This window comes from Ruegeria sp. AM1 (assembly GCF_056540745.1).
Window position 1 is genome coordinate 23154 of sequence record NZ_JBQFXH010000012.1, and the last position, 22908, is coordinate 46061.

The window sequence follows — 22908 nt, forward strand, 5'->3', positions numbered from 1 at the left end:
TTCAGGGGTCCTCTGGTTTTGAGACAAAATCCTGCGGCGCGGTCCCGCGCATGGCACGGGTCAGTTCTTCCGGCACTTCGCTCCCGTCTTTGAGAAAAGGTAGGATTCCTTTGCGTAGGCTTTTGCCCCGCATATTGATGATATCGTCGTCCGACCGCGTGACGCGCTGCGCTAGGCGCCGCCCCCATTGCGCAAGGTGCTGATAAAGTCGCTCAATCTCGACCTCATGAGCGGTCGAATCCCCAAGATCTGTCAGCTCCGACGGGTCGTTTTGCAGATCAAACAGCATCGGGCGGAAACCGCCTTCGAAATGGATCATCTTCCACCGGCCGTCGAACACCATGAACATCCTTGCGTCCCGCGGCTCCAGTCCCAGCTGCTGGCAATAGGGCGTGACCGAGTAGTCGTATTCGCTGATGACATAGCTGCGTGCCGCGTTGGGTTCGCCGTGTAGGTGGGGCGACAGGCTGAGCCCCTCCAGAATATGATCCGGCACGATCCCGCCTGCGGCTTCAACGAAGGTCGGTAACAGGTCGATGGCTTCCACAAGGGCGTCACAGGTTTGTCCGCGGGTGGCATCTGCCTCGGGACGGGGATCATAGATGATCATCGGAACTTTGACCGAGGGATCATGAAACATGTCTTTTTCACCAAGCCAATGGTCGCCCAGATAGTCGCCGTGATCGGATGTCAGAACGATCATCGTGTCCTGCAGGCGATCGGTGGCTTCCAGATGATCCAGGATCCGCCCCAGTTGATCGTCACATTGCTTGATCAGCCCCATATAGGCCGGAATGACCTTTGCGCGCACGTCATCGTCCTGAAAGGCTTTCGCGATTTTCCCACCCTGATAAGCCGCCAATACCGGATGTGGATGTGACAGTTCTTTGGCGTCGCGCAGAGCCGGTTGAATGGTCTCCGGGCCGTACATGTTGTGATATGGTGCGGGTACGATGTAGGGCCAGTGCGGTTTGATATAGCTTACATGGGCGCACCAGGGGTCGTCGGCCTGATCGATGAATTTGAGCGTCTCTGTCGTCAACCAGGGGGTTTCGCTGTCTTCCTCGCGGATATTGGCCGGCTTGTCCGCGTTCTGAAACATCCAGCCCGAAGCGATTTCCCCATCCTCGATGCCCGCATTGGCGTTCACGCTCCAGGGGTTCTCGGCAATATACCCCTTTGATCTCAGGTATTCGTTGTAGGGGGATCGCGATGAGTCATAGAACCCGTCGGGGCCTTCGGCCCAAAGCCCGTCATCTCGTATCCAAACATCAAAGCCGCATTCAGCCTGACGGGCGCCAACGATGCTGTCCGGCGCAAGGCCCAGACGCGCCATCCCTTTGGTGTCGACCCGCATATGCGTTTTACCTACCAGCCAGCATTGCATGCCCAGCTCGCGCAGGTGATCGCCCATGGTCATTTCACCCACGCGCAAAGGAAATCCGTTCCACTGCGCACCGTGGCTGGAACAATACCGCCCCGTATAGAAGCTCATCCGGCTCGCGCCGCAGACCGGCGATTGCACATAGGCGTTGGTGAAACGGACACCCATCTTTGCGACGCGGTCAAAGTGAGGGGTCTGAAGGTGGCGATGGCCTGCGCAGCTCAGATAATCAAAGCGCAATTGGTCATACATGATGAATAAGATATTCATTGTTCGTCCTGCATCATTTGGGAAAGCCTCACAAATCAGGAACGGCTTGGCAAGAAACGCAAAGCCTAGGTTATAACCAGCGGTAATTCCCGATTGCGCAGGCCGAAGCAAATGGCTTCCAATCGTCGCGACTGGTCCCCAAGTGTTGTTCCACGATCTGAGCGGCCGGGTTTCGTTGACGGAACCAACCGCGACGCGTGAATCCCCGCTTTCAAAAATGCAGCCTTTTCGTAAGTTGCAGTGATTTACGCTAGACGACCACAAGAGTGCGAGATGTCACCGCGCGAGAAATCGGATGCACGTAACAATCTGCAATTAGACGATATGTTCGGAGGTTCTTTCGGCTGCAAGCCATCAATATGGCCCATAGTCGACAGTCAGCACAGGGTCCAGCCCATTTGCCTAAAGCCGAGGCTACGCTTCAGATTCTTTCGGCGAAAACGTCAAGTTGCAGATATAGCTTGCGCAATATCCAAGGCTAAAGTTTCCAATCAGCGAGTTAAGTTCTTTTTCCATGGCAAATCCTCCTATCAGTGACATCGGTCCGACGCCGAAAGCTCCAAATGCGCAGAGGATGCCGGTCGCCAGAAGCAAAACAGCAATTGTTGACTTAAGTTTATGACGTTTCCCACACGGCGTTTCCGCCGAAAGAACCCGATGGTGACGATTTGGGGGTGCCAGAACCAGCTTTCAACCGCTGCGTGACGGTTGACGGTCTATCGGGAAAAAAACTGCAACGCGGCATAGCTTCTTAGGATGAGCAGCAGGTATGGGCCTCTATCTTTGCCATAGCAAATAAGGGTCGTATGGGTATTCATGGGCTTGTGCGCCTTGCAGGTTTTCCATAGGCAGCTTCGATACATCTCAGCTACTATGGTCCACCAATGCCTTCAAGAAAACGTCTGACTTTCTCCTTCTTTGCCTCCCTGTTTTGCGCCAGCGTGATGCTGTTTGAAGATATCGGCGAGGCAATGGGAGTCGCCTGGATCGACGAATGGGATGATATCCACGTCTGGGAGGTCCTGATCATGCTGTCGTTGTTTGGGGCGATCATGGTGCTGGGCAACGAGGTGCTCAAAATGCGTCGCTATCAGGAGACGCTGGAGGACAAGGTTGCCCGGGCCTCCGGCGCGTTCGAAGATCTCCTGAATGCCTATTTCGAAGAGTGGTCTTTTTCGGATGCCGAACGAGATGTCACCCGGCTTTTGATCAAGGGTTGCTCGACAGCTGAAATGGCAGAAATCCGCAATGCCAAGGAAGGGACCATCAAGGCGCAGACCAATTCGATCTACAAAAAATCCGGATATGCCGGCAAGGCGCAATTGTTGAGCGCGCTGCTGGAAGATCTGACCGATGGTGGATCTGTTGCCTGATGTTCGGGCTAGGTCTCAAGCGTTTCTGGAAGGGGAAACAAGGTCATAGCAGGCGCCAAGTCTCAACATGGCACAATGCCCATAAAAATAAGGCATAAACCAAAGTTCTAAAGCTCTGCTTCGGCCATAATCCTGCCTCTATTAACCCTTTAACCGCTTTCTGACGCGTGCCTAAAAGGGGGCCGCAATGCGAGCGTACTTCGGAGCAAACCGAAGGCGCGGGGAATGGAAACATAGCCAGGTGAGATGGGGTTTTATGCTGACCGAGCAGAAGAAACGCGCGATTGCGCGCGGTGGTCGTTTGACGAAATTCAAGGGTAAGGTGGCAAGCGTTGCGCCATCGCTTTTCTGGGGCACAGTCTCGGTTGCGGCGCTGTCGGTCGGCGGCGCCGGTGCCGAGGTTGTCTCGACCGCGCGGACCGCACCTTTGGTGAGCGCGGTGGACGAAGACCACACGATCACAAGTACCGGGTCGATCGTTGTGAACCCGCTGTCGGGCGCGGGGCTGGTTGTTGTCAATGTGCCGGACTACACTAGTGACCTGACCAATGACGGGCTGTTGTCGTCGCCGGAAGGGATCAACCGGACCCGTGCCGCGATTGACATAAACGGCGACCTGTCCGGTTCGGTTCTGAACTCGGGCACAATCACCATGGGCGCTGCAATAGGCGATTCCGCGAACCTGGCAGGTATCGATGTTCAGGGGGACGTTGACGGGTCTTTGCAGAACACCGGTACAATCAGCATAGCAAACTCTGCCTTGACCTTTGGTACGGCTGCGGGCGTCCGCACGGGTGCAGTGATTGGTACGCTATCCAACTCGGGCACCATTGACGTTGACGTGGACACAAGCAGTAGCGCCGTGGCGGACGGTATCCGTGCGACACAGGTTGATGGGACGCTGACAAACACCGGCAGCATCACCGTCACAGCGCAGACGGATGGCTTTTCAGCCAGCGTCGACGGCATTCAGATTGACCAGGCCGCGGGTCAGGTCATCAACTCGGGCCCGATAGATGTTGCCGCAACCAGTCGATCCGGTAGCGCGAGCGGAGACGGTATCGAGATAAACGATCTTTCCGGCAGTCTGACCAACAGTGGGGCGATCCGGTTTCAGGTCGTCGGCAACACGCATGCCAGTGCTGATGTGATCGAAATTCTGGGGCTTTCAGGTCATCTGGAGAATAGCGGAGCGCTGACGGTTGATGTTACCGCGTCAGATGGCGGTGCGTTTTTTGATATCGTCGAGATCACCAGCAGTGCTGATATTACCGGTTCCGTGAATAACACCGGGGCGCTGAGCGGGGTCGCGACCGGTTCAAGCGCTTCCGTCGATGGGTTTGATGTCAGTCAGCTGGCGGCGGCTGCCTCATTCGTGAACAGCGGTTCCGTTTCCGTACAGGCGACGGCCACGACAAGCAGCGCCTATGCCGACGCTTTGGATTTTGACAATATTTTTGGAACTGTCACGAATTCTGGCGCGTTGGACGTTCGGGTGGACGGCGTTACTGACGCGGGCGCACGCGGAATAGAAGCGATCAGCATTGATGGCTCTCTTGCAAACAGCGGCAGCATTGCCGTCCGCGCAGAGGCCACCAGCGGGAGCGCAAATGCAAGCGGCATTCAGGTGGATGACATCAGCGGGAACCTGTCGAACACCGGAACGCTGACGGTTACGGCGCTTTCTACATCGGGCGCCAGCGCGACAGGTATCGAAGCCGGTGATGTGATGGGTACGCTGCAAAACAGCGGGACAATGACCGTCACGGCGACCGGCAGCAGCCCGACGGCGCAGGGTATTCTGGTGCAGGATATTGGCGGCTCGGGTGTCGTCGACAATGCCGGAGACATCGTGGTCAGTGCTCAGAACGCCTCGAGCGGCGAGGCTTATGGGATTACCGCCCACAGCGTCGCGGGCACTCTGAACAACTCGGGTACGCTGGACCTGACAGTATCTGCCACAAGCCACGCAACCGCCTATGGGATCGATGCGCGAGATGTATCGGGCAACCTGACGAATTCGGGAACCATCCGAATGAACGTGCAGGGTTCCAGCATCGAGGCCAGCGGCTTTCGCATGTCGAACATCTCGGGATCCGTGGCCAATAGCGGGACGATCGCAATCACTGCGGACGGATCAGATGCGCGGGTGCAGGGTATCTCGGCCAATACGGTGTCCGGCCTCCTGCAAAACAGCGGAACGATCGGCATCAACGCCAACAACGCGACCACTGCCAGCGTCCAGGCCATCCGTGTCGGCAACATCTCGGGTCAGTTGCAGAACAGCGGAAACCTGACCGTTTCGACCTCGGCAACCTCATCTGCCTATGCGGTTGGTATCAGTGGTCGCGACCTCTTGGGGACGTTGACGAATACCGGAACGATTACCGCTGCGGCTGATGGAACCAGCGCGTTTGCCGAAGGGATCAACCTGCGCGATGTTTCGGGCACGTTGGAAAACAGTGGCAGCATTCAGGTTCAGGCTGTGGGCGGATCGTCGGCACATGCCAACGGCATAGACCTGCAGGACATCACCGGGCAGGTCACAAATTCTGGGTCGATCCAGGTTTACGCAGAAGGTGAGTTCGCTTTCGCAGATGGTATCGAGATGGACGACGTCTCGGGGCAGTTCCAGAACTCGGCCACCATTACGGTTGCAGCGGCCGGCAGTTCCTCGGCTGACGCAGCTGGCCTTGAGATTGACGACATCAGCGGTGGGGTCAGTAATTCAGGCAGCATCCAGGTCAGCGTCCGCAACACCGGATCTTCGTCCGCCTTTGCTGCCGGGATTGAAATGGGTGCGATCGAGGCCGGCGGCACATTCGCAAACTCCGGAACGGTCTCAGTCGCGGCTGAGGCGGGCGGGTCGTTTGGCGGCGGCGCGTTTGGCCTGTCCGGAGACGACGTCGACGGGACATTCACCAATGAGGGAGACGTTTCGGTTGCGCTGCAGGGGCAGGATGGTTTCTTTGCCGAGGGCTATGGCATCGACCTGGGCGATATCTCTGCCACGGGCGCGTTTTCAAATTCCGGTGCGATCCGGGTGCAAACGGCGGCACAGAACATGTTCTTTGCCGGGGCCTATGGGATCGATATCTCAGATGTCGAAGGCAGCTTTCAAAGCGCGGGCAACATCAGCGTATTGCTGAATGTCGATGACAGTGCGCAGGCTGAGGCATTTGGCATTGAGCCAAACGATATCCTGACCGGCGCGTCGTTCATCAACAGCGGTTCTGTGACCGTGAATACGATCACCCAGGGTGTCTTGGACGCCGAGGCATGGGGTATTTCTGCCAATGACGTCTACGGGTCATTGGAAAACAGCGGCAGCCTGAACGTTGCGGTATCAGGGGATGGAAGCGCCAGCGCGTATGGTCTGCATGCCGAACAGCTCTCGGCAGGCGCGGTGCTGACACATAGCGGTTCGATCCAGGTCGCCGCCGAGGGTTCTGCCGCATCCGCCTATGGTCTTTGGGTCGAAGCGGCGCAAGGCACGGTCAATGTCACCGGCGATATCGCGGCCACGTCCTCTGGCGAAAGCTACGCCGTATTTCTGGGCGACGGGGGCGGCACGCTGAATGTCGAGAATACGGCCAGCGTCGACGGGCTGATCCGTGTCAGCGACCACAACGTCAACCTGATACATGTGGGGGGCCGAGGTGTCTACCGCTTTCAGGATGACGACACCTTGCAGGGCAATTTCACCACAAGCGTCACCTCGGCTGGCCAGGGCTGGTTTGTGGACGGTGAGGGGGGATCGGCGCCGGTCTACGCATCTTATGATGCGGATGACGCGCAACCGAACCTGGACCAATCCTTTGAGATTGCGGGCCTGTCCTATGACCTTGCCCGTCAGCTGCAAGGCTCTCCTGATCTGAACAACAGCGGTGAGCGGACTGTCCTGAGTACAAGCGGAAGTGGCCCGATCGAAGGGGTTCGTCCTTATTTCCTGATCAGCGGCAGCCAAAGCGACGCCGACGCGAGTGCCGACACGGCTGCGCTGTCCTCGAATATGTGGAGTGTCAGTGCCGGCGTGACGCGTGACCTGGGCGCGGGCCTGCGATTTGGGCTTGGGGCCAGCTACCTCGAGAACAACGGTACTTTCGGCGTGGCCTCATTCGACACAACAGGTGTCTATTTCAGCGGCATCGTCGCCCAGAACTTCGGCTTTGCCGATCTGAGTTTTGGGTTGGGCTATGGTCAGTTCGACCACACCGAGACCCGCTCGGTCAGCGGCTCTGACGCAATTGGGGACTATTCCAGTGACATGTTCACGGCTTTGGTGGCGGCGCAGCGGGACTATGCGCTGCAAAACGGTGCTGTGTTCACGCCACAGGCGAGTTTCCTCTATGGCCGGCAGGATTTGGATGGGTACACGGAAACCGGCACCTCCGCCAATGCAACGGTCGGAGAGCGTGACGTCTCATTCACTGAAACGCGGCTGGGCGGGCGCTATGCGACTTCTCTGGCAGACGGAACACTGTCGGCATCGCTTGCCGCCGTTCATCGTGATGCGGATGCGCCATCTGCTGTGGATGTAACGGTGTTCGGCAATACGCTGCTTTTGGCCTCGGGCGGCAGCGGGGCAGAGACCTTTGGCGAGCTTGGTTTGAGCTATCAAAAGGTATTTGATCATGGCGGGGTCCTGAACCTTGAGGCCCGGTCGACCTTGGGCGCAGATGTGTCGACACAGGCGATCTGGGCATCATACGAATGGCGGTTCTAGTCCGTCGCTGAGCGACGCAAAGCACTGCTCCAAAGGCCAGTCTGTGGACCGGCCTTTTTCGTACTGGCGGCGTCGCTCAAAACCGGATTGCAGTGTCACCAATCGTATCGATCAGGGGCTGCAGCTGCGTTTCATAGTTGCGCCACTTGGCTTTTGACGAGCTGTACAGAGGTTTGCGAACCTGTTGAACGCTTGCCGTGCGCACACGCCGCTTGGATTTGTGGAAATCCAGACAGGCGTCATCCCAGTCCAGCCCGCAATGCGCAATCATCCGGCGCGCTTCGTGTTCCAGGTCGTCGACAAGCCGTTCATAGTGCAGGGTTATGAATGCATCTGAGGGCAGAGTGCGTTGCCAATGGTCCATGAGGCGGACGTAGTTGTTGAAATACCGCCCAAGCTCGATCAGATCATAGCTGTGCAACTGGCTGCGCTCGAACAGTCTGGTATAGCAGGACAGGCAGGTGTCAAAGGGATTGCGCGCAACGTGAATAATCTTGGCGTTGGGCAGGATGCCATGGATCAGCCCAATCAGCTGAAAATTCGCCGGCATCTTGTCCACAACATGTGGCGCCTCAGGTGCGTGTTGTTCCAGAACACCAACATAGCTGTCAGCACGACGTTTCAAATCAGCATCTGAAAGCGCGACGAGTGCCTGGGGCACCTCTGTTTGCCGGTCGCCTACCTTGCCGAACTGATGTTGCAGATCGTTCAGCTCACCGGCCCCAAACACGCTGGGATGCGCATTCAGAATGGATTCGGTCATCGTTGTGCCGGAACGCGGCATGCCAACGACAAAAATCGGGCGGGCACTGTCATTTGCGCAAGCCCGAAGGCGATCGATCATCCGGGCGTCAAAGGCATCGATCATGGACCCCGTCAGCTGGTCCAAATCATCGGCATCGTAGTCAATCAGTTTCCGCTTTAACCCCGCGCCGGTGTCAAAGTGACGAAACGCTTGGTCATAGTCTTTCAGGTGTTCGAAACATTCCCCGATCGCAAAGTGAAATGCGATCGCTTTCTGCGGAAGCATCCCGGTGGCCTCGGGTATTTTCCTTTGAAGGGCCTTGAACACGGCACTGTCCGGTGTCGCCTTTTCCAGTTTGGACAGCGCGATCAGGGCGTTCAGATTGTCGCCATCCAGTTCGGCGGCATGTTCAAAATGCGCGCGGGCCCCCTCAGAGTTGCCCTGCTCCAGCTCGAGATGCCCCAGCGCCAGACGGCTGGCCGCCATGTCGGGTTTCAACTCGATGGCTTTGAAATAATGCGCAACCGCGCTGTCGATATCGCCGAGATGGGCAGTGACCAAAGCAAGCTGGTGAATGGCCGTTGCCGAGTCAGGATCAAGGCGCACCGCCTGCTCGGCCTCGATAAGGGCAAGCTTTGGATGGTTCTTTTCGAACAGAACCTGCGACAGGCCAACATAGCTGTCCGCTTTGTCTCGATCCAGGGTGATCGCGTTGCGAAAGGTGCTTTCGGCCTTGTCCAAATCACTGTCCAGCAGAAAAATTCGGCCGAAATTCCGGTAAAGCTCTGCATCTTGCGGAAAATGTTTCAACTGCGTCTCGGCAAACGCGCGCGCCGCCTGGAGTTCTTCATCCTCGATCAGAACCGAAAGCAGATTATTGACGGTTTCAGCAGAGCCAGGTGCGATCTCCAAAGCTTTCCGATAGAATACTGCCGCTTTCTTTCTGTCACCCTGGTCCCTTGCAACACTGCCAAGGTTGTTCAAGGCCCGGTCGAATTCCGGATCCAGGGCCAAAGCCCGGTTTTGCGAGGCTTCGGCCTCAGCCAGATTGCCCTGATCATAATATGCAAGGCCCAGGTTGGAATGAGCCGCGGCATTGCCCGGAGAAAGGGCAACAGCCCTTAACCCCATTTCCACGGCCTGCTCTAGTCTTGCAGCCGAGCGCAGTATCTCGGTGAAGTTTGCAAGAAAGCTTGCATCGTTCGGCTGAAGGCGCACGGCCTCGGCCATTGCGAGCACCGCGTCTTCGATTTTGCCGGAACGAAAGGCAATCAAGCCAAGCATCTGGTGTGACAATGCGTGTTGCGGAGCGGCCTGAACGATGTTGGAAAAAACTGCCTCTGACGCCCGATAGTCGCCTTTGTTGAAATGCGACACGCCTAACCGGACAGCGTCCTCCAGAGGTATCGTACGGGCTTGTGTCATGTGGTTCAGTTCCGGCAAAAAAGAGAATTACGCCCAACATTCCAGGCATGTTGACTACACTCTGCTGGACAAATCGGGTTTAACATCCATACCTGCAACTTCAACAGCCTTACCGATCAATTGGCACCCTCGTTCACAAACGCAGACATAAACAACAGTTAGATAAGCGCGCTGATGACGACTCAGCGTTTGCTTTAGCTGGCGTAATTGGCAATGCTGCCGGCGCTTCAATCCGCTCGTAGGCATTGGTTCGAAGATGCCCGAAGTTTAGACTGACGGACGCTGGTGTCGAAATTCACAAGACGAAACTTGTGCATAGTGCGGGCCGCTACCCTTCGACAGATCGCCGAAAGAGTTCCTGTCCGTAGTCGGAAGACAGTTTCCCTGCTTTCAGCAAGTTGACTGCAGCAGTTTCCTGGATACGGCCCGACCTCAGAATTGCCAGACGATCACAAAGAAAACTGACAACAGGTAGATCATGTGTGACCAGCAGGAAAGTCAGCTGTTTTTCTTCGCGCAATGATTTGAGCAAGTTGAGGATTTCGGCCTGCACACTTACATCCAGCGCGCTTGTCGGCTCATCAAGCAATAAGATGGGCGGTTGCAGCATCAAGGCGCGGGCGATGGCGACGCGTTGACGTTGGCCACCCGACAGTTGGTGCGGCAGGCGAAATCTGAAGCGCCGCGGCAGGCCAACGGCGTCGAGCATCGCCAGAACCTGCTTGTCTCTGTCCTGAACGCCATGGATCACCAGCGGTTCGTTCAGCGTGTCGTCAATGGTTCGACGCGGATGCAAGCTGCCATATGGGTCCTGGAACACCATCTGAACCTGGCGTGCCCTGTCACGCGCTGACAACGGGCGTTGCCCTGCAGCACCATGGGCGAGCTGCAGCGCGCCCGTGAAATGGGCCACCTGCCCGGCAAGTGCTTTCAATATGGTCGATTTTCCGGACCCGGACTCTCCTACCAGGGCAAAGCTTTCACCAGCCGCGACATCAAACGTCACATCCTGCAACACAGGCGTGCCGCTGAAGCTGACACAAAGATCTTTGACGGAAATCATAGCGCCCCCCGATCCAAAATCGGCAATCGGTTGCGGTTCTCATCAATGGTCGGCAGACTGGCCACAAGTCCTTTGGTATAGGGATGGCGCGCGTTCAATAGCTCACCAGAGGCCAGCTCTTCAACAATTTCGCCCTGATACATCACCAAGATACGGTCGCACCATCGTGCCACCATGTTCAGATCATGCGAAATCATGATCAGCCCCATGCCCCGATTGGCGACCAGATTGTCCAGAATTGAAAGCACCTGACCCCTTACAGAGACATCCAGCGCGCTTGTCGGCTCATCCGCGATCATCAGGGCGGGTTCCAACACAACCATCATCGCAATCATGACCCGCTGCCCCATTCCGCCTGATACCTCGTGGGGGTACAGGCGTGCGACGCGCTCGGGGTCGTTGATCTGTACGGCGTGCAATGCCTCGATCATTTTTGAGCGGCGGTCGCGTTTGGACCATTTGCCATGTACTGCCAGGGCCTCTTCGATTTGGTCGCCAATCCTGATCACCGGGTTGAGGCTGAATTTCGGATCTTGCAGGATCATCGACATTGCGGTGCCGCGCTGGCTGCGTCGCTCTTCGGGCGACAGCGCCAGCAGGTCTTTGCCTTCAAAAGACAGGCGATCCGCGCTGACCTGACCGGGGCGGGGGACCAGGCCCATGATCGCCTTCCCTGTCATGGATTTTCCGGACCCGCTTTCGCCCACGATCCCCAGTCTCTCACGCCCCAGATCAAAGCTCAGGCCGCGCACAACTTCGGCAGGGCCGTGGTCCGTTGGGAAGGTCACGCGCATGTTTTTGACCGACAGCAAGCTCATCCCCGGTTCCTTTGTTTAGGGTCAAGCACATCGCGCAAACCGTCGCCGAATAGGCAAAAGCCCAGGGACACAATCACAATCGCAAAGCCGGGCATGGTCGCGACCCACCACTGGTCCAGAATAAAGGACCGCCCGCGCGAGATCATTGCGCCCCATTCAGGCAACGGCGGTTGCGCGCCCAGCCCAAGAAAGCCGAGCCCTGCAGCGGTCAGGATGATGCCCGCCATATCGAGCGTGACCCGCACAATCGTCGATGACAGGCACAAAGGCATCACGTGCAGCACAATGATGCGCGGCCGTGACGCCCCCTGCATACGGATCGCATCCAGGAATTCGGCATTGCGAAACGTCAGCACTTCGGCGCGGGCAATCCGTGCATAAACGGGCCAAGCCGCAATCGCGATTGCAATGACTGCGTTTTCAATGCCGGGTCCAAGGGCCGCGACAAAAGCAAGCGCCAGCACCAGCCGTGGCAGAGACAGGAAAATATCCGTCAGTCCCATCAGAATGCGGTCGACCCAACCGCCGAAATACCCTGCAACCGTACCGATCAGCAGGCCCAGCGGGGCCGAAATCACGGCGACGAGTATGACGATCATCAGCGTGATGCGCGCGCCATAAATAACACGGGACAGGATATCCCGGCCCAGTTCATCCGTGCCCATCCAGTGGGCCTGTGACGGCGGCTGCAGACGGTTCGTCAGGTCGCCCTCGACCGGCGAATAGGGCGCCAGCCACGGGGCGAGCGCGGCAATCACAATCAGCGCCAGAATGATCAGCAAGCCGATGGTCGCAAGCGGATTGCGCAGCAGGTCGCGCGCCAGTCGATAGCTGACGCCAAGCCGCGCCTGCAGCCGTGTTTCCGGATCGTCAGATAGCAGCCAATCGCGGGTCATCATGCTTTCGCCCTCGGATCCAGCAGGCGGTACAGCGCGTCGGACCCCTTGTTGATGCCAACAAAAACCGCACCAATTGCCAATGTCGCCCCGAGCACCGCATTCATGTCGGCGTTCAGCAAAGCCGTCGTCAGGTAATTGCCAATGCCCGGCCAGCTAAAGACGGTTTCAATCATCACCGATCCCTCCAGCAACCCTGCATAGCTGAGGCCGATTACCGTGATCAGCTGTACGCGGATCGGGCGAAAGGCATGCCGCCACAGGATCAGCCGTTCCGGTACACCTTTGACACGGGCTGTCGTAATGAACTCCTGACCCAGCTGTTCGAGCATGAAACTGCGCGTCATGCGCGAGATATAGGCCAGAGCAAAAAAGCCCAGGATGACTGAGGGCAGGATTATATGTGAAAAGGCGCTGCGGAAGGCTTCCCAGTTGCCGTCAAGCGCGCTGTCCAGCAGCAACAGACCCGTTTTTGTCGGCACCATGCCGTCCAGGAAAAAGTCAATCCGGCCGGGGCCGCCGACCCAACGCAGATTGGCATAAAATACAACCAGTCCAACCAGTCCCAGCCAGAAGGCCGGAATTGCATAACCGGCGAGCCCTACGACGCGAATGACCTGATCCGCCAACCGACCCTGTCGTGCGGCTGCAAAAACACCCATTGGCACGCCGAGCGCGACACCGATCAGAATGCCCAAGGTGGCCATCTCAAAGGTGGCGGGAAAGACCCGTGCCAGATCCTCGCCCACCGGGCGCCCGGTTGATACCGAACTGCCCAGATCGCCCTGAAGCACCTGCGCCACATAGCGAAAGAACTGAACCGCGAGCGGATCATCCAGCCCCATCGCTTCTTTTGTGGCGTTGTAGGTTTCAATGCTGGCGCGATCCCCGACCACGGCCACGACCGGGTCGATCGGCACGACGCGGCCAATCACAAATGTAATTGCCAGCAACCCCAAAAAGGTTACCACCAGGGTCAACACAAATTGCAGGACAGCATAGGTGCGGTTCAAAATTCACTCCCGTTTTACCCGCTATAGCAAAAATTTTTGACTCATCAAAATTTCTTTACTAGCGTGAAAAAAATATTGGAGACTGCATGTCCGAACTGTCCACGAAACCCGCCCAAGTAAAGCCTCCTGCCTTTGGTGGCCGGATCAGGGATTTGCGTCGCAAAGCCGGGCTGACATTGCAGGCGCTTGCAGATCAATCGGGGATTTCGGTCGGTTTTCTCAGTCAGGTCGAGCGTGATAAGGCCACGCCCAGCCTGGGCACGTTGGCCAGCCTTGCCGCCAATCTGGGGGTGGATGTGGACTTTTTCGTCTCGACGCCAAGGCCATCGGACAGTGTGACCCGTGAAGGCGAGCGGCCAAGGTTTGCACTGGCCGATTCCTCTCTGTCCTACGAGCACGTCTCGACCGCTTTGCCCGGCGGGATAATCTCGACCCTGATCGTGCATGTCCCCGAAGGCTATACGTCTGAAATTACCGCACATGAAGGCGAAGAACTGGTCCTTGTGCTGGAAGGTACCCTGCAACAGACCCTGGATGGCACGCCGTTCATTCTGCGCGCGGGCGACAGCATGCATTTCATGGGGGATACCCCACATGCATTTTCAAACGTGGGCAGGGGTCCGGCCAAGCTGCTCTGGACGGGTACCTCGCCCCGGTTTCGAGGCCCCAAAGCCAGCCGCGACAGCACATAACAATACCAACAGGAGAGTCCCATGAAACATTTTCCAAATCTGACTAGGGCCCTTGCGGTCAGTCTTATTGCTCTGTCCACGTCGTCGGCGATCGCTGAAACACCATCCAACGCACTGGTTATTGCCCAGAATATCGATGACATTGTCACCATTGATCCGGCGTCGGCCTACGAGTTCAGCTCTGGCGAATATGTCGCGAACACCTACGATCAACTGGTGCAGTACGACGCCGAAGACACCACGAAACTCGCCCCCGGCCTGGCGGCGAGCTGGGACGTCGACGCCGCTGCAAAAATCGTAACTTTTGAGCTGCGCGATGACGTGAAATTCTCGTCTGGGAATGCCCTGAAAGGCTCTGACGTTTTTGAAAGCTGGAAGCGCGTTCTAGTGCTGCAGAAAGCGCCGGCGTTTATCCTTGAGAACCTCGGCTGGTCTGCGGATAACCTTGACGAGATGGTCACCGTTGACGGAAACACCGTAACTGTGCGCTGGTCCGGCACGCTTGCGCCGTCTTTTGTATTGAACGTATTGGCCGCGCGCCCCGCTGCCATTGTCGACATCGAAACCGTCATGGCCAACGAAGTTGACGGTGACATGGGTCATGCCTGGCTGAACCAAAACAGTGCGGGCACCGGCCCGTTCACATTGGCACGTTACGCGCCGGGTGAAATGCTGATGCTGCAGGCCAACGACAATTATTGGAATGACGCCCCGGACATCGAACGCGTCATGATCCGCCACGTCGCCGAAGCCGCAACTCAACGCTTGCTCTTGGAAACCGGCGATGTCGACATGGCGAAAAACCTGACACCGGATCAAATCGCAGGCCTGTCCGGCAACGCGGACATAAAGGTTGAAACCTACCCGCAAACGGCCGTTCATTGGTTCAGCTTCAACCAGAAACACGAGCCTCTGACAAACCCCGCGCTGTGGGAGGCCTCTCGCTATCTGGTGGACTATAACGGGATGGCGGAAAGTTTCCTAAAAGGTCAGATGGAAGTGCACCAAGCTTTCTGGCCCGAAGGTTTCCCGGGCGCGCTCACCGATACTCCATTCAGCTACGACCCCGAAAAAGCCAAATCTATTCTGGAAGAGGCCGGCGTAGAGCTGCCGTTGACGATCGAACTGGACGTGATCAACGCGGCGCCATTCACCGATATGGCGGCCAGCCTGCAGCAGACCTTTGCGCCCGCCGGTATCAACTTTGAAATTCTTCCGGGCACGGGCGCTCAGGTGATCACCAAGTATCGTGCGCGCACCCATCAGGGCATGCTGCTGTATTGGGGGCCGGACTTCATGGACCCGCATTCCAACGCCAAGGCCTTTGCGTATAACGCGGACAATGCGGATGACAAATATGTCTCGACGACCACATGGCGAAACGCGTGGATGCCGCCAGAGGATGTGAACAAAAAGACCAAGGCGGCCCTGGCGGAACAAGACCCGGAAATCCGCAATCAGATGTATGTCGAGCTGCAGAAATCCATGCAGGACGAAGCCCCTTTTGTGATCATGTTCCAGGCGGTGAAACAGGTTGCAATGGCTGATGATGTCTCGGGCTATGTAAATGGCGCGAATGCGGATTACGTCTATTACCGCCTCGTCGACAAAGACTAAGATCAAAACCCCGGGCGCCGCGCGTGCCCGGGGATGAAAGAGCTATTACATGACCCCCTCAGATTTTTTTGCAGCCCTGCACGCATCTGCACAGACGGCCTGCGGCGCACGGCTTTTCACCATTACTATTTTGAATCGCGCAGAAGGGGTGGCCTGGCGCGCTTATACCTCTCATCCAACCGACTACCCTGTCACCGGCACCAAGCCGATGACGCCAAACAACTGGTCACGCCTCGTGCTTGAAGAGGGCCAGACCTTCGTGGCCAACAGCACTGATGCGTTTGCGCTCTACTTTTCTGATCATGCGCTGATCAATGCCCTGGGATGTGAGGCGGCGATCAACATACCTGTCAGCGATGGCACGCGGGTGCGCGGAACCGTCAACATCCTGGACAAAGCCGGTCATTTCGACCCGGAGTGTGTCACCAACTTGGAAAACCTCGTTGAAAGCGCTCGGAGTGAATTGCTTCAAGCTTTCGACACCCTGACGCAAGAGAGGACCGCATGAGCCGCATTCAACGACTACAGAATCGTATGCGCGAGACGGGCACTGACCTGACCGTTCTCGCGCCCGGCGCACACATGGCTTGGCTGCTTGATGTGCGCCCGCATGCGGATGAACGCGCTCTGTTGGCCTGTGTCTCAAAAAGCAAAGTCGCCTTTCTCATGCCAGCCCTTGAGGCCGGCAGCGCGCGCGCTCAAACAGATCTGCCTTTCTTTGAATGGGCTGATGCTGATGGTCCACATCAGGCCTTTGAGCGGCTGTTGGCCTATCTGGGGGCCGAAGAGGCGGAATCAATTGTTCTGGATGAAGCCATGCGTGCAGATCACGCGGCACTCGTGCAGGATCGCCTTGTGAATGCCGCGCGCAGTTTCACCGACACCACAATTGGCGCCCTGCGCATGCGCAAGGACGCCGAGGAATACGGGCTTCTGAAACGCAACGCGCATTCTGCAGATATCGCCATGCAGGCAGCGTGGGCGGCCATTCGTCCGGGCATGACCGAGCGCGACGTAGCGGAGATTGTTGAACAGAGTTTCGCCGCTCAAAACGCCCGGCTGGGCTTTGCCATTGTCGGCGCTGGCCGCAACGGCGCGTTTCCGCATCACCAGACCGGTGACGCCATACTAAATGAGGGCGATGCAGTGCTGATTGACATCGGTGCAGAGCTCGACGGTTACGTCTCTGATATCACGCGTATGGCGGTCATCGGAACCGAACCCGACGGGTTTTCAGAGATCCACGGCATTGTGGATGCTGCAGTTCAAGCTGCATTGGTCGCTGCAAAGCCCGGTGTCGCTGCCCACGTGCTGGATACGGTCGCGCGTGCTGTGATAACTGAAGCAGGGTATGGCGACTATTTTGTGCATCGTACAGGCCATGGATTGGGAACCCAGTCCCATGAACCGCCCTACATCACCTCATCAAGTGAGACGGTGCTGGAGGAAGGCATGGTATTTTCCATCGAGCCGGGCATATATCTTCCGGAACGGTTTGGTGTCCGCCTGGAAGAGATTGTGATGCTGCGCAGCGATGGCCCCGAGATTTTGTCCGATCTATCCAGGGCTACAAATGTAGTCCCAGTGTAATCGGCGAGAAACCTAGACCTCAGCAGGTCAGGACTTGTTGCCTGGCTACCGTCGATCACGCGCGCCTTCGCGTCTCAGGCCAGGTGTTTCTGCAAAAGCCGATGTAAGAGTAACTCGGTAAGGCTATGCCAATTGCTTTAGCCGGGGCATCAGATCCAAGAGTTCCCGTGTGTACGGATGCTCTGGAGCTGCAAACAACGCGTCCGTCTCTTGAACCTCAAGCAGTTTGCCATGACGCATCACGCCCACCCGATCACACATTTGACGCACAACCGGAAGATCGTGGCTGATAAAGAGCATAGTTAAACCGAGGTGATCTTGCAGGTCTTTGAGGATGTTTAGAATCTGCGCTTGAATGGACACATCCAGGGCGCTGGTCGGTTCATCGCAGATCAGAAAACGAGGCTGCGTTGCAAGTGCACGCGCAATACAAATGCGTTGACGCTGCCCGCCGGAAAATTCATGGGGATACTTGCGCCACGCATCCTTGGCCAGCCCAACCCAGTCAAGCAATTCGCGCACACGCGGTTCGATGGCGGGCTTGGGCAGAATTTTGTGATGATGGATTGGTTCGGCCACCAGATCCCCGACCCTCATGCGTGGATTGAGGCTGGAAAAAGGGTCCTGAAAGATCATCTGAATTTGGCGGCGATAGGCTTGCAGGGCGTCTGCGCCCATGGCGGTCACGTTTTCTCCGTCAAAGAATACTCGGCCACCGTCAACGGGGTACAATGTGCCTATCATCCGCGCGACAGTGGACTTGCCAGAGCCGCTTTCGCCAACAAGGCCAAAAACCTCACCATCCCGAATGTCGAAACTGACCTGATCGACGGCGGTGAAATAGCGGCGCTGCGATGGCAACAGCCCGCCCTTTTGTAGGAACGTCTTGGTGATCTTCTCGACTTCAAGCAGCTTGCCGGACTTTGACAAATCGGTCTTGTCCCAATGCGCCGCCAGATCATCAATCTTGAAGGTTCTTTCCCGCTCGCCATAGCTGACCAGCGGAAAGCGTTCTACTTTGGCATGAGGTCGCGGCACCGCGGCAATCAGCGATTTGGTGTAGTCATGCGTGGGCGCGCCGAGGATCTGATCGGTGGTACCGCTTTCGACCACATGGCCGGAATACATGACTGTGACCGTATCAGTGGTGTCAGCGATAACACCCATATCGTGCGTCACGAGGATGACGCCCACCTGACGTGCCTTTGCCAGCTCCTTGATCAGGTCCAGTACCTGCGCCTGAACGGACACGTCCAGGGCTGTTGTGGGTTCATCCGCGATCAGAACACTGGGTTCGGTACACAGCGCCAGGGCAATCACGACCCGCTGCCGCATCCCGCCGGAAAACTGATGCGGATACTGATTGAACCGGTCCGCCGGGTCCGGGATGGAGACGCGATCCAGCAGCGCAATGGCCCGCTTTTTCGCCTCTGACGCAGACAGACCCAGATGCAGTTGAATGGTCTCGACCAGTTGCTGACCCACTGTGAACAGTGGATTGAGCGAGGTCAGCGGGTCCTGAAAGATCATTCCGATCTCTTTTCCCCGGATTCTGCGCTTGTCCTCTGCATCAAGCGCGTCGATCCTGCGGCCGTTTAGCCAGACCTCGCCCTCGGACACATGGGCCGGAGGGTCCAGCAGGCCGATCACGGCGTTGCCGGTCATGGATTTGCCAGCACCGCTTTCGCCAACAACTCCGCGGATTTCACCGGGGTGTAGGTCGTAGGTCACATGCTCTACGGGCTTGAAAATGCCGTGGCGGGTCGGGATTTCCACTGTCAGGTTGCGGATCGAAAGAACGGGATCGGTCATTTCAGCCTCGGATTCAGAACGTCGCGCAGCCAGTCGCCCAGCAGGTTCACACTCAGCGCCAGCGCCAGCAGGGTGCAGGCCGGGAAGAACAGGATCCACCACTCGCCCGAGAACAGGAAACCCTGCCCGATGCGGATCAACGTCCCCAGCGAGGGTTGCGTGGGGGGCGCGCCAACGCCCAGAAAGCTGAGCGTCGCCTCGGCAATGATCGCCAGCGCCAATGAGATCGTTGCGATCACCAGCACCGGTGACAGCACATTGGGCAGGATGTGTCGCAGCATAATCGTCAGCGGGCGCTGTCCGATAATACGCGCGGCGGCGACATAGTCCTTGTTTTTTTCGACCAGTGTCGCGCCCCTGACGACCCGGGCGAACTGCACCCAGTCGGACAGGCCTATGGCGAGGATCAGCACCCAGATTGCCATCTGGTCACGATACTCAACCGGCGTGACACCTTTGGCGATACCAAAGATCAGCATGGCCAGAAGGATCGACGGGAAAGTCAGCTGCACATCGGCCGTGCGCATGATGATCGTTTCAGTCCAGCCGCCGAAATAGCCCGACAGCAAGCCCAGAACGATCCCCAGCACCATCGCGAACAGAACGGCCGCCACCCCGACAAACAGCGAGATTCGCATTCCGTAGAGGATTGTCGAGAACACATCACGCCCCTGATCGTCCGTGCCCATCAGGAAGCTTTCCCCGGTAAAGGCATTGGGCTCCATCGGCGGGGTGAATCCGTTCATCAGATTGAGGCTCGACGGATCAAATGGGTTTGTCGGCGCAATCAGCGGCGCAAGGATGGTGGCAAGGATAAGGATAAACGCCACAGTGGCCGACACCATAGCCACGGGCGACCGGCGAAAGGCGTAGAACTGATCGCTGTTCAGAATGCGCGTCATAAGGCTCATGCGCTGACCCTCAGGCGCGGGTCGATGAAGGCATAGAGGATGTCGACCGCAAGGTTGATGGTGACGAAGATGACCGAGATCATCATCAGGTAAGCTGCCATGACAGGAATATCCACAAACTGGATCGCGTTGATGAACAGAAGGCCGAGGCCCGGCCACTGAAACACTGTCTCGGTAATGATCGCGAAGGCGATGATTGCCCCCAGCTGCAGGCCGATAATCGTGATGACAGGAACCATTGTGTTCTTAAGCGCGTGGCGAAAGTTGATGGTCCGGTCGCCCAGACCGCGGGCACGGGCAAAGCGGATGTAGTCCTGTCGGAGCACCTCCAGCATTTCGGACCGCACCAGCCGCATGATCAGGGTCATCTGGTAAAGGCCCAGCGTGATTGCGGGCAGAATCAAGGCTTTAAGTCCGCTGCTGGTCAGCAGCCCGGTGTTCCACCAGCCCAGATCCACAACCTCTCCGCGCCCGAAGCTGGGCAGCCACCCAAGCTCGACCGAGAAAATATAGATAAGCAATATGCCGATCAGGAAGGTGGGCAGGGATACTCCGATCAGTGAGGCCGACATGATGAAGTTCGCCGCCAACCCGTCTCGTCGGATTGCTGTAAACACACCCAGGGCGATGCCCAAAACAATGGCAAACACGGCTGAGACCAGTGCCAGTTCCAGCGTGGCCGGAGCACGCTCGGCCAGGATTTCCGCAACCGCACGGCCCTGCCGGAAGCTGACGCCGAAATTCCCCTGTGCCGCCTCCTGCAGGAATTTCACATATTGCACCGGAAACGGCTGATCGAGGCCAAGTTGAGCGCGCAGGCGTTCCACGTCTTCCATGGTCCGCTCTTGCCCCAGCATATTGTCGATCGGATCGCCAACAAAGCGGAACATGGAAAAGGCGACAAGGCCCACGACGAACAGAACCAGCGCCGACTGGGCTACACGCCTGATAATGTATGAAAGCATTTAGTTGACCGTGACCCAGCGCAGAAGGAAGAAGTTGTCGGGCCGTTGTGTCAGCTCGATATTGCTGCGTGCACCCCAGACCAGCGGCTGGACATAGAGCGGCACATAGGCCACGTCATCCTGCAGAATACCCGCGACCTCATCCAGCATGGCCTGACGTCTGGGCTCATCAATCTCGGACTGGATCATCGGCAGCAATTCATCCACGCGGGCGTTGGAATAGCCGCCAAAGTTCCACGATCCCAGCTTCTTTTCCTCGTTCGGGGTCGAGGCGAGAAAGCGCACGGGATGTTCGGCATCAAATGTGCCGGGCGACCAGCCCAGCAGATACATGTCGAAATTGTCGGCGCGCAGTTCCGGCCAATAATTCTGCACCGGCATCGCGTCGAGCGTCACAGTTAATCCAACCTGCGTCAGCATCGCGGTGATCGCCTGGCAGACGGATTCGTCGTTCAGATACCGATTGTTAGAACACTTAAAGCTGACCTCGGCCCCCTCTGCGCCAGCCTCAGCCAGCAGGGATTTCGCGCCTTCAGCATCATAAGCATAAGGGTCTGCGTTCGCCGCAGAATACCCTCGCATCGCCGGGCTGACCAACTGGCTTGCCGCTTCGGCATTGCCGCGCATAATGGTCTTCAGGATGGCCGGTACATTCACCGCCTTGGCAACCGCCTCGCGTACGCGCGTGTCACTGAAGATGTCGGATCCGCCTTGCCCGGCTTCGCTGGCGCCTGCCTGCTGGTCAAAACCCAACATGATAACACGCGCTTCGATGCCCTGAATGACCTTCACATCTGGATTGCCTTCCAACCGCGCGACATCCTGAATGGGCACGGGATTGATGAAATCCACATCCCCGGACAAAAGCGCCGCCAGCGCGGTCGCCGGGTTCTGGATGGGCACCAGTTCGGCACGTGTCAGGTTGTGTTCCGCGTCGCCCCACCAGCCATCGAAAGGTTCCAGCACGGTGCGCAGGCCCGGCTCACGCGCGGTGATACGGAACGCACCGGTGCCGTTTGCGTTCAGTGTCGCGTAGTTGCCGGCCTCTTTGTCGGGCAGCGCTGCGTCGTTCGCCTCGGCCCAGCCGCTGTCCATGATCATCCAGTTGGCGATGCTGTCCGGGAAGATCGGGTTGGGCGCGGTGGTCATGACATCAATGGTGTAGTCGTCGACTTTCACCACCTCGCGGACCGGCGCAAACCAGCTGCGGGTGTCTGAACTCTCGTCCGAAGCGCGTTGATACGAGAAAATCACATCATCCGCGTTAAACTCGGACCCGTCATGAAACGTTACACCCTCGCGCAGCTTGAACCGCCAGCCCGCGCCGTCACCGATGGTTTCCCAACTGGTCGCAAGCGCCGGTTCGATGGTCATATCCTTGCCCCGCCGAACAAGCCCTTCGTAGGCATTGTTCAGAAAACCCAGCACAGGGGCAGAGTTAACCGCATGAGGATCCATCGTCTGCGGGTCTGTTGTGACGGCAAAGGTGAATTCTTCAGCTGCTACAGGTAAGGCAAGCGCGCCCAAAAGCGCGGCAGTGGTCAGACGTTTCATGATAGCTCCCACTTTTTGGTGGCGGGCCTCGCATCCCGAGGCCCGCCACGTTTC

The 22908-nt window shown here is 57.6% G+C and carries 16 protein-coding genes; 6 read left to right on the forward strand and 10 right to left on the reverse strand.

Annotated features, from left to right (window positions below; translation table 11 throughout):
- Window position 1: 1 nt before the first annotated feature.
- The gene (locus ACR0I7_RS17480) at window positions 2-1654 is read right to left on the reverse strand and encodes a sulfatase-like hydrolase/transferase (protein WP_480513291.1); all 1653 of its coding nucleotides are present in this window, start codon (window positions 1652-1654) and stop codon (window positions 2-4) included.
- Window positions 1655-2598: 944 nt separating this feature from the next.
- Between ACR0I7_RS17480 and ACR0I7_RS17485 the strand changes: the two genes are divergently transcribed.
- Both ACR0I7_RS17485 and ACR0I7_RS17490 read left to right on the forward strand, forming a co-directional pair.
- Window positions 2599-3027, forward strand: coding sequence for a helix-turn-helix transcriptional regulator (locus tag ACR0I7_RS17485; RefSeq protein WP_480513293.1), 429 nt, complete (start codon window positions 2599-2601; stop codon window positions 3025-3027).
- A gap of 241 nt (window positions 3028-3268) precedes the next feature.
- Window positions 3269-7753 carry a beta strand repeat-containing protein gene (locus ACR0I7_RS17490; RefSeq protein WP_480513295.1) on the forward strand — a complete coding sequence of 1495 codons (4485 nt, stop codon included), beginning with the start codon at window positions 3269-3271 and terminating at the stop codon, window positions 7751-7753.
- 76 nt (window positions 7754-7829) lie between these two features.
- Here the strand turns inward: ACR0I7_RS17490 and ACR0I7_RS17495 are convergent, their stop codons facing one another.
- The 5 genes from ACR0I7_RS17495 to ACR0I7_RS17515 all read right to left on the reverse strand — a co-directional run bounded on the left by ACR0I7_RS17495 (window position 7830) and on the right by ACR0I7_RS17515 (window position 13713).
- Window positions 7830-9923 carry a tetratricopeptide repeat-containing sulfotransferase family protein gene (locus tag ACR0I7_RS17495; RefSeq protein ID WP_480513296.1) on the reverse strand — a complete coding sequence of 698 codons (2094 nt, stop codon included), beginning with the start codon at window positions 9921-9923 and terminating at the stop codon, window positions 7830-7832.
- Between the two features lie 328 nt (window positions 9924-10251).
- Window positions 10252-10986 (reverse strand): ABC transporter ATP-binding protein, encoded by a 735-nt coding sequence (locus ACR0I7_RS17500; RefSeq protein ID WP_480513298.1) that lies wholly within the window; start codon window positions 10984-10986, stop codon window positions 10252-10254.
- Entirely contained in the window at window positions 10983-11804 is an 822-nt protein-coding gene (locus ACR0I7_RS17505; RefSeq protein ID WP_480513300.1) for an ABC transporter ATP-binding protein, read from the reverse strand. Before ACR0I7_RS17505 ends, ACR0I7_RS17500 begins: the two co-directional genes overlap by 4 nt.
- Window positions 11801-12700 (reverse strand): ABC transporter permease, encoded by a 900-nt coding sequence (locus ACR0I7_RS17510; RefSeq protein ID WP_480513302.1) that lies wholly within the window; start codon window positions 12698-12700, stop codon window positions 11801-11803. Before ACR0I7_RS17510 ends, ACR0I7_RS17505 begins: the two co-directional genes overlap by 4 nt.
- A complete protein-coding gene (locus tag ACR0I7_RS17515; RefSeq protein ID WP_480513304.1) occupies window positions 12700-13713 on the reverse strand; it encodes an ABC transporter permease in 1014 nt (337 codons plus the stop codon). Before ACR0I7_RS17515 ends, ACR0I7_RS17510 begins: the two co-directional genes overlap by 1 nt.
- 86 nt (window positions 13714-13799) lie before the next feature.
- On the opposite strand from ACR0I7_RS17515, the gene ACR0I7_RS17520 reads away from it, so the two are divergent.
- From ACR0I7_RS17520 to ACR0I7_RS17535, 4 genes are read left to right on the forward strand one after another with little or no spacing between them, the layout of a single operon-like run.
- Window positions 13800-14405: a helix-turn-helix domain-containing protein gene (locus ACR0I7_RS17520; RefSeq protein ID WP_480513306.1), complete on the forward strand. Its 606-nt coding sequence runs from the start codon at window positions 13800-13802 to the stop codon at window positions 14403-14405.
- 21 nt (window positions 14406-14426) lie between these two features.
- Complete coding sequence (locus ACR0I7_RS17525; RefSeq protein WP_480513308.1) at window positions 14427-16022, forward strand: ABC transporter substrate-binding protein; 1596 nt, start codon at window positions 14427-14429, stop codon at window positions 16020-16022.
- Window positions 16023-16071: 49 nt separating this feature from the next.
- A complete protein-coding gene (locus ACR0I7_RS17530) occupies window positions 16072-16530 on the forward strand; it encodes a GAF domain-containing protein (protein WP_480513310.1) in 459 nt (152 codons plus the stop codon).
- On the forward strand, window positions 16527-17612 hold the full coding sequence (locus tag ACR0I7_RS17535) for a M24 family metallopeptidase (protein WP_480513312.1): 1086 nt from the start codon (window positions 16527-16529) through the stop codon (window positions 17610-17612). Before ACR0I7_RS17530 ends, ACR0I7_RS17535 begins: the two co-directional genes overlap by 4 nt.
- A 123-nt stretch (window positions 17613-17735) precedes the next feature.
- Here ACR0I7_RS17535 and ACR0I7_RS17540 read toward each other — a convergent pair whose 3' ends face one another.
- The 4 genes from ACR0I7_RS17540 to ACR0I7_RS17555 are packed head-to-tail and all read right to left on the reverse strand — an operon-like array spanning window position 17736 to window position 22854.
- Window positions 17736-19424, reverse strand: a complete 1689-nt coding sequence (locus tag ACR0I7_RS17540; RefSeq protein WP_480513314.1) for an ABC transporter ATP-binding protein — start codon at window positions 19422-19424, stop codon at window positions 17736-17738.
- On the reverse strand, window positions 19421-20335 hold the full coding sequence (locus ACR0I7_RS17545) for an ABC transporter permease (protein ID WP_480513315.1): 915 nt from the start codon (window positions 20333-20335) through the stop codon (window positions 19421-19423). Before ACR0I7_RS17545 ends, ACR0I7_RS17540 begins: the two co-directional genes overlap by 4 nt.
- The gene (locus tag ACR0I7_RS17550) at window positions 20332-21300 is read right to left on the reverse strand and encodes an ABC transporter permease (protein ID WP_480513317.1); all 969 of its coding nucleotides are present in this window, start codon (window positions 21298-21300) and stop codon (window positions 20332-20334) included. Before ACR0I7_RS17550 ends, ACR0I7_RS17545 begins: the two co-directional genes overlap by 4 nt.
- Window positions 21301-22854, reverse strand: a complete 1554-nt coding sequence (locus ACR0I7_RS17555; protein WP_480513319.1) for an ABC transporter substrate-binding protein — start codon at window positions 22852-22854, stop codon at window positions 21301-21303.
- Window positions 22855-22908: the final 54 nt, after the last annotated feature.

What these genes read in the sequence shown, in the direction of transcription:
- ACR0I7_RS17480 (WP_480513291.1), bottom strand. Translation starts at nt 1,654, where the DNA reads ATGAATATCTTATTCATCATGTATGACCAATTGCGCTTTGATTATCTG.
- ACR0I7_RS17485 (WP_480513293.1), top strand. Translation starts at nt 2,599, where the DNA reads ATGCTGTTTGAAGATATCGGCGAGGCAATGGGAGTCGCCTGGATCGAC.
- ACR0I7_RS17495 (WP_480513296.1), bottom strand. Translation starts at nt 9,923, where the DNA reads ATGACACAAGCCCGTACGATACCTCTGGAGGACGCTGTCCGGTTAGGC.
- ACR0I7_RS17500 (WP_480513298.1), bottom strand. Translation starts at nt 10,986, where the DNA reads ATGATTTCCGTCAAAGATCTTTGTGTCAGCTTCAGCGGCACGCCTGTG.
- ACR0I7_RS17505 (WP_480513300.1), bottom strand. Translation starts at nt 11,804, where the DNA reads ATGAGCTTGCTGTCGGTCAAAAACATGCGCGTGACCTTCCCAACGGAC.
- ACR0I7_RS17510 (WP_480513302.1), bottom strand. Translation starts at nt 12,700, where the DNA reads ATGACCCGCGATTGGCTGCTATCTGACGATCCGGAAACACGGCTGCAG.
- ACR0I7_RS17520 (WP_480513306.1), top strand. Translation starts at nt 13,800, where the DNA reads ATGTCCGAACTGTCCACGAAACCCGCCCAAGTAAAGCCTCCTGCCTTT.
- ACR0I7_RS17525 (WP_480513308.1), top strand. Translation starts at nt 14,427, where the DNA reads ATGAAACATTTTCCAAATCTGACTAGGGCCCTTGCGGTCAGTCTTATT.
- ACR0I7_RS17530 (WP_480513310.1), top strand. Translation starts at nt 16,072, where the DNA reads ATGACCCCCTCAGATTTTTTTGCAGCCCTGCACGCATCTGCACAGACG.
- ACR0I7_RS17535 (WP_480513312.1), top strand. Translation starts at nt 16,527, where the DNA reads ATGAGCCGCATTCAACGACTACAGAATCGTATGCGCGAGACGGGCACT.
- ACR0I7_RS17540 (WP_480513314.1), bottom strand. Translation starts at nt 19,424, where the DNA reads ATGACCGATCCCGTTCTTTCGATCCGCAACCTGACAGTGGAAATCCCG.
- ACR0I7_RS17545 (WP_480513315.1), bottom strand. Translation starts at nt 20,335, where the DNA reads ATGAGCCTTATGACGCGCATTCTGAACAGCGATCAGTTCTACGCCTTT.
- ACR0I7_RS17550 (WP_480513317.1), bottom strand. Translation starts at nt 21,300, where the DNA reads ATGCTTTCATACATTATCAGGCGTGTAGCCCAGTCGGCGCTGGTTCTG.
- ACR0I7_RS17555 (WP_480513319.1), bottom strand. Translation starts at nt 22,854, where the DNA reads ATGAAACGTCTGACCACTGCCGCGCTTTTGGGCGCGCTTGCCTTACCT.